At 62.3% G+C, this 6,554-nt stretch carries 5 protein-coding genes and 1 pseudogene; 5 read left to right on the top strand and 1 reads right to left on the bottom strand.

All coding sequences use genetic code 11. From position 1 onward, the window contains the following. A pseudogene (locus tag AC3WWR_RS20970) lies at positions 1-465 on the bottom strand (TIGR02444 family protein); the annotation flags it as partial. Positions 466-515: 50 nt separating this feature from the next. Between AC3WWR_RS20970 and AC3WWR_RS20975 the strand changes: the two are divergent. The 5 genes from AC3WWR_RS20975 to AC3WWR_RS20995 all read left to right on the top strand — a co-directional run bounded on the left by AC3WWR_RS20975 (position 516) and on the right by AC3WWR_RS20995 (position 6,464). Further along, a complete protein-coding gene (locus tag AC3WWR_RS20975) occupies positions 516-2,426 on the top strand; it encodes an ATP-binding cassette domain-containing protein (RefSeq protein ID WP_492599029.1) in 1,911 nt (636 codons plus the stop codon). Continuing rightward, the gene (locus AC3WWR_RS20980; RefSeq protein WP_033040666.1) at positions 2,426-3,007 is read left to right on the top strand and encodes a mechanosensitive ion channel family protein; all 582 of its coding nucleotides are present in this window, start codon (positions 2,426-2,428) and stop codon (positions 3,005-3,007) included. Before AC3WWR_RS20975 ends, AC3WWR_RS20980 begins: the two co-directional genes overlap by 1 nt. 228 nt (positions 3,008-3,235) lie before the next feature. Continuing rightward, positions 3,236-3,868: a homoserine/homoserine lactone efflux protein gene (gene rhtB, locus AC3WWR_RS20985; RefSeq protein ID WP_033040668.1), complete on the top strand. Its 633-nt coding sequence runs from the start codon at positions 3,236-3,238 to the stop codon at positions 3,866-3,868. Between the two features lie 138 nt (positions 3,869-4,006). After that, positions 4,007-5,902: an FTR1 family protein gene (locus tag AC3WWR_RS20990; protein ID WP_492599030.1), complete on the top strand. Its 1,896-nt coding sequence runs from the start codon at positions 4,007-4,009 to the stop codon at positions 5,900-5,902. 106 nt (positions 5,903-6,008) lie between these two features. Next, a complete protein-coding gene (locus AC3WWR_RS20995; RefSeq protein ID WP_020797245.1) occupies positions 6,009-6,464 on the top strand; it encodes a YaiI/YqxD family protein in 456 nt (151 codons plus the stop codon). The last annotated feature ends 90 nt before the right edge of the window (positions 6,465-6,554 follow it).

Raw genomic sequence — 6,554 nt, forward strand, 5'->3', positions numbered from 1 at the left:
CCCCTCTCCCCCCCCCCCCCCCCCCCCCCCCCCCCCCCCCCCCCGGTGCAGGTGGGCGGCATCTGCCGTCACACCTTCCAGCCAGATCGCCAGGTCGGTCGCGACACCGTGCGGCCAATCCCGAGACGATCGCTCCAGGCGCAACAGCAGATTTCTCTCGGCCTCCAATTCTAGTGCCTTGACCTGTTCGCGCAGCAAGTGCAGCTCGGCATCCTGTGCGGCGGCAACCTTCCATTGCACGCGCAGCGCCCGCAACGGTTGCACGACATCGACGTCCCAGGCTTGTGCCACACCGCGAAGTTTCTCCAGGCGCTGTTCATCGCAAGCGATACCCCGCTGTCCCAGCCATGCCGCGCACAGCAGCAGACACACACTGACGCCGGCCGCCTGCATTTGCAGGCATGCCTGTTCAACGCCCGGACGGGCATAAAGGGTCAGGGAAAAGCTCCACAGGTCAGAGGACATAGTGCTACTCGCGCCAGTTGCGAGCGAAGCTGGTAGACTCCGCCGCCATTATGATTCGACTTCAGAACCTGACTTTACAGCGTGGCCCGCAACGTCTGCTAGAAGACGCCGAGCTGACCCTGCACGCCGGCCAGAAAGCCGGCCTCATCGGTGCCAACGGCGCCGGCAAATCGAGCCTGTTCGCCTTGCTTCGGGGTGAGCTGCACCCGGACTCGGGCGATTGCTTCCTGCCGGCCGACTGGCGTATCGCCCACATGCGCCAGGAGGTCGACACGCTCGAACGCCTGGCGGTCGACTACGTGCTCGATGGCGACTTGCGCCTGCGCCAGGTGCAACGTGACCTGGCGGCAGCCGAAGCGGCCCATGACGGTGCCGCACAGGCCCGCTACCACTCCGAGCTGGATAGCGCCGACGGGTACACCGCCGACGCAAGGGCGCGCAAGCTGCTGGCCGGCCTGGGCTTCACCAACGAGCAGATGGATCGCCAGGTCGGCGATTTCTCCGGTGGCTGGCGGATGCGCCTGAACCTGGCGCAGGCCTTGATGTGTCCTTCGGACCTGCTGTTGCTCGACGAACCGACTAACCACCTGGACCTCGACGCCATCATCTGGCTCGAGGAGTGGCTCAAAAGCTATCCTGGCACCTTGATGCTGATTTCCCACGACCGGGACTTCCTCGATGCCGTGGTCGATCACGTGGCTCACGTCGATCAACGCAAGATCACCCTCTATCGCGGCGGCTACAGCGCCTTCGAGCTTGCCCGAGCCGAACGCCTGGCCCAGCAACAACAGGCCTATGAGAAGCAGCAGGCGCAACGGGCGCACATGGAAAGCTACATCGCCCGCTTCAAGGCCCAGGCGACCAAGGCCCGCCAGGCCCAGAGCCGGATCAAGGCCCTGGAGCGCATGGAAGAGCTGACGGCGGCGCACGTCGACTCGCCGTTCGACTTCGTCTTCCGCGAGTCGCAGAAGATTTCCAGCCCGCTGATCGACCTGTCTGATGCCCGCCTGGGTTACGGCGAGAAAACCGTGCTGGAGAAGGTCAAGCTGCAACTGACTCCCGGTGCGCGCATCGGCTTGCTCGGCCCGAACGGCGCCGGTAAATCGACCTTGATCAAAAACCTTGCCGGTGAGCTCTCGCCTCTGGCGGGCCGCTTGACCCGTGGCGAAAATACCGTCGTTGGTTACTTCGCGCAGCACCAGCTTGACTCCCTGGATGCCAAGGCCAGCCCGTTGCTGCACTTGCAACGCCTGGCGCCAACCGAGCGCGAACAGACCCTGCGTGACTTTCTCGGGGGCTTTGACTTCCGCGGCGCGCGGATCGACGAGCCTGTACTGAATTTCTCCGGTGGCGAAAAGGCGCGCCTGGCGCTGGCGCTGATTGCCTGGGACCGGCCGAACCTGTTGCTGCTCGACGAACCGACCAACCACCTGGACCTGGAAATGCGCCTGGCGCTGACCATGGCCTTGCAGGAATTCAGTGGTGCGGTACTGGTGGTCTCCCACGATCGCCATTTGCTCAAAAGCACTACCGACAATTTCTATCTGGTGGCAGACGGCAAGGTCGAAGAGTTCGACGGTGACCTGGAAGACTACACCCGCTGGCTGGTGGAGTATCGCCAGCGCAATGCGCCGGTCAGCAACACCCCGGTTAACCCGGACAAGACCGACAAGAAAGCCCAGCGTCAGGCTGCCGCTGCATTGCGCCAGCAACTGGCGCCGCACAAGCGTGAGGCTGACAAGCTCGAAGCCGAGCTGGGCAAGCTGCACGAGAAACTCGCGAAGATCGATGCCAGCCTTGGCGACAGCGATATCTACGAGCCGATGCGCAAAAACGAGTTGCGTGACTTGCTGGCCGAGCAAGCCAAGCTGAAGGTGCGCGAAGGGGAGCTGGAAGAAGCCTGGATGGAAGCCCTGGAACTGCTGGAAAGCATGCAGGCGGAGCTGGAGGCGCTGTCCTGATGGAGGCGTTCAAGCTGCCGCTGCCAGCGATGTGGATCGAGCCGATCTGGCTCGCTGTGCAAATCCTGCTGATCCTGTTGGCTGGCTACATCGCCCAGCGTTTCGTTGCCAAGTGCCTGACCCGTCTCGGTGAGCGCTATCCGTTTCCGCCGCAGTTGCTGATGCCGCTGCGCGGCGGCCTGCGTTGGCTGATCATGGGCAGTGCATTGATTTTTGTGCTGGAGCGCATGGGGGTTTCGGCCACGGTGCTCTGGACCGCGCTGTCGGGTTTCGTCGCGGTGGCGGCGGTGGCGTTTTTCGCCATGTGGAGCGTGCTCTCCAATCTGTTGTGCGCGATCCTGATCTTCACAGTCGGGCCGTTTCGCCTGGGCGATGTGGTCGAGTTGGTGGACACCACCGACAAGCCCGGCGTCAAAGGCCGGGTAGTGGCGATCAATCTGCTGTACACCACGTTGATCGAGGCTGAAGAGCTGGGTACTGGTAGCGCGATGGTGCAGGTGCCCAACAGTTTGTTCTTCCAGCGATCGGTGCGGCGTTGGCGCGGGACTGATGTGTTTCCTTCCAGCGGGTTTGAAAAGTAGGCCTTCTGTTGCCTGATACACCGCCTTCGCGAGCAGGCTCGCTCCCACACTCGACCAGGTTCAACCAGGAGAGACGCAAGCCAAGGTGGGAGCGAGCCTGCTCGCGAAAGGGGCCTAAAGGCATACAACGCTGGTCGGCAGTCGCCACTTCCTTCAAAAAATCGGTAGTCATCCACCCAAAGCCGCATTAGCTTAGACATCTGTCACGAGTCCGAGTCGAGGTGTGCAATGGAGCTTCAAACATGGCTGGCGTTTTTTGCCGCCTGCTGGGTGATCAGTCTTTCTCCCGGTGCCGGCGCCATTGCGTCGATGTCCAGTGGCCTGCAGTACGGTTTCTGGCGCGGCTACTGGAACGCCCTGGGCTTGCAGTTGGGCCTTGCTGTGCAGATTGCCATTGTTGGTGCCGGTGTCGGCGCGATTCTCACGGCGTCGGCCACTGCTTTCCATGCGATTAAATGGTTCGGTGTGGCCTACCTGGTTTATCTCGCCATCAAACAATGGCGTGCGCTACCCAGCGATATGAGCGATGACGCGGCGATCCGGCAGATTGGCAAGCCGATGGCCCTGGTGTTCCGAGGCTTCCTGGTGAACATCAGCAACCCCAAGGCGTTGGTGTTCATGCTGGCGGTGTTGCCTCAGTTCATTGATCCGCACGCGCCACTGCTGATCCAGTACGTGATCATCGGTGTCACCATGGTCTGCGTGGACCTGATCGTCATGGCCGGTTACACCGGTTTGGCTTCGAAGGTGCTGCGTATGTTGCGCACGCCGAAACAGCAACGGCGCATGAACCGTACCTTTGCCGGGCTGTTCATTGGCGCGGCGGCGTTCATGGCCACCCTGCGTAAAGCCGCGGTTTAAACATCAAGCACAAAAAAGGCGACCTCTTCAGGTCGCCTTTTTCGTTTATGCGCTGTCGTGCAATCGACGACAAAGCTTGAGTGAAACTGATTGGGAGTGAACAATATGTTACTTCGTATTTCCAATTGAGATTCGTTCATGATTGCCCCGTCCCGATTCCTGGCCTGGCTGTTAGCGCCGGTGTTTGCCCTGTGCAGCTTTAATCTGCTGGCCGACACCGTGGAAGGCGCTCCGCAAGCGCTGCACTTGCTCGATTACCTCGGCGCGGACTATCCGCAAGCAGTGCAGGCAGGCAAGGTCGTCAACGAATCCGAATACCGCGAACAGCTGGAGTTTGTCCAGGTGTTGCAAGGCTTGATCGCCGGCATGCCGGCCAAACCGGAAAAAGCCGGGCTGGAGCAGGGCGTCAGCGCGCTGCGCGAGGCGATCTCCGCGCGTCGGGACGGTGCGGACGTTGCCCGCCAGGCTCGGCAACTCGGCGCAAAATTGGCCGTGGCCTATGAAGTCAGCCAGGCGCCGATCATTACCCCGGACCCGACTCGCGGCGCGCCACTGTACGCCCAGCATTGTTCGGTGTGCCACGGCGAAACCGGCGCTGGCGATGGTCCGGCGGGTGTGGGGCTAACCCCAGCGCCGGCCAATTTGCGAGATAACACGCGCCTGGATCACCTGAGCCTCTACGCGATCTACAACACACTGGGCCTGGGGGTAGAAGGCACCGATATGCCGGCTTTCGGCGATCAGCTCGATGATCGTCAGCGTTGGGACCTGGCAACCTATATCGCCAGCTTCAGCGCCGATCCGCAGGCCGCCAGTAGCGACAAGACCTACAACATTGCCGATCTGGCCCGTCAGACGCCGGCCGAAGTGCAGGCCGCCGACGGTCCGCAAGGCGCAGCGACTTTCCGCGCGCAACGGGCTCAGCCGCCGCAAGCCAAGCGTGGCCCGGCGCAGTTGCTCGACTACACCGCGACTACCCTGGACAAGAGCGTCGCGGCCTACCGCGCAGGCGATCACGATCAAGCCTACGACCTGTCGGTAGCGGCGTACCTGGAAGGCTTCGAGCTGGTCGAAAGCTCCCTGGACAACGTCGATGCCAACGTGCGCAAAGACACTGAAAAGTCGCTGATGGCTTACCGTCAATCATTACAGGATGGCCTGCCGCTGGAGCAGGTGGAACAGCGCCTGGAGGCGGCCAAGGCCAAGTTGAAAGCGTCTGCCGGATTGTTGGGCAGCGATGGTTTGAGCTGGTCGCTGAGCTTCATTTCCGGCCTGCTGATTCTGTTGCGCGAAGGCCTGGAAGCCATCCTGGTGCTGGCGGCGATTCTCGCCTTCCTGCGTAATACCGGCCAACAGTCGGCGGTACGAAGTGTCAATGTCGGTTGGGGCCTGGCCCTGTTGGCCGGTCTGGGTACCTGGGCGCTGGCGGCGTATGTGATTGATGTCAGCGGCTCGCAGCGTGAGTTGCTGGAGGGTGCAACGGCCCTGTTCGCCAGCGTCATGGTGTTGTGGCTCGGTGTGTGGATGCATGACCGTCGTCATGCCGCGGCCTGGCAGGATTACATCAAGAGCAGCCTGGTGGGCGGTGGTGGACGTTTCGGTTTTGCGATCCTGGCGTTTTTCTCGGTGTATCGCGAACTGTTCGAAGTGATCCTGTTCTATGAAACCCTGTGGTTGCAGGCTGGCCCTGCGGGCCATGACGCAGTACTGGCCGGTGGTGCGACGGCGCTGGTGTTGTTGGTAGGCCTGGCCTGGGTGATCCTGCGCGGCTCGGCGAAACTGCCGTTGGCGCTGTTCTTCAGCATCAACGCCGGCCTGCTCTGTGCCTTGTCGGTGGTGTTCGCCGGGCATGGCGTTAAGGCGTTGCAGGAAGCCGGTATCTTCGGCACGCGGCCGGTGCCGTTCTTTGAGTTCGATTGGTTGGGGATTCATGCGGATGCGTATTCGCTGAGTGCGCAGGCGGTGGCGATCGTTGCGATCGTTGTGTTGTATGGTCGTAGTCGTGTGGCTGAAAAGCGGCGGGTTACGGCTTAACAGCATTCGCTTCGCTCATATTCGCGAGCAGGCTCGCTCCCACAGGATTTGCGTATAACCTGTGGGAGCGAGCCTGCTCGCGAAGCTTTTTAGAGAGGACAAGAACATGCGCGTATGGATCGATGCCGACGCCTGCCCCCGGGCGGCCAAGGACCTGGTGGTGAAGTTCGCCCTCAAGCGCCAGTTCGAAGTGGTGCTGGTGGCCGGCCAGCCACAGATCAAGCCCGGCCTGGCGCTGGTGAAGTTGATCGTGGTGCCAAGTGGCCCTGATGCGGCCGACGACTACCTCGTGGAGCACGCGGTACCTGGTGAGCTGGTGATCTGCAGCGATGTGCCGCTGGCCGACCGCTTGGTGAAAAAAGGCGTTGCTGCGCTGGACCCGAGGGGCAAGGAGTTCGATGCGCAGAACATGGGCGATCGCCTGGCCGTGCGCAACCTGTTCACCGATTTGCGCGAACAGGGGCAGATGAGTGGCGGGCCAGCGCCGTTTGGTGAGCGGGAAAAGCAGGCGTTTGCCAATGCGCTGGACCGGATCCTTACAAGGCTGACCCGCCAAGCTTGAACCTTGTAAAGAACCCTGTGGGAGCGGGGGGGGGGGGGGGGGGGGGGGGGGGGGGGGGGGGGGGGGGGGGGGGGGGGGGGGGGGGGGGGG

Source organism: Pseudomonas sp. EB271-G4-1 (assembly GCF_058791355.1).

Coding starts and splice junctions, on each gene's coding strand:
- AC3WWR_RS20990 (WP_492599030.1), top strand. CDS start 4,007: ATGATTGCCCCGTCCCGATTCCTGGCCTGGCTGTTAGCGCCGGTGTTT.
- AC3WWR_RS20975 (WP_492599029.1), top strand. CDS start 516: ATGATTCGACTTCAGAACCTGACTTTACAGCGTGGCCCGCAACGTCTG.
- rhtB (WP_033040668.1), top strand. CDS start 3,236: ATGGAGCTTCAAACATGGCTGGCGTTTTTTGCCGCCTGCTGGGTGATC.
- AC3WWR_RS20995 (WP_020797245.1), top strand. CDS start 6,009: ATGCGCGTATGGATCGATGCCGACGCCTGCCCCCGGGCGGCCAAGGAC.
- AC3WWR_RS20980 (WP_033040666.1), top strand. CDS start 2,426: ATGGAGGCGTTCAAGCTGCCGCTGCCAGCGATGTGGATCGAGCCGATC.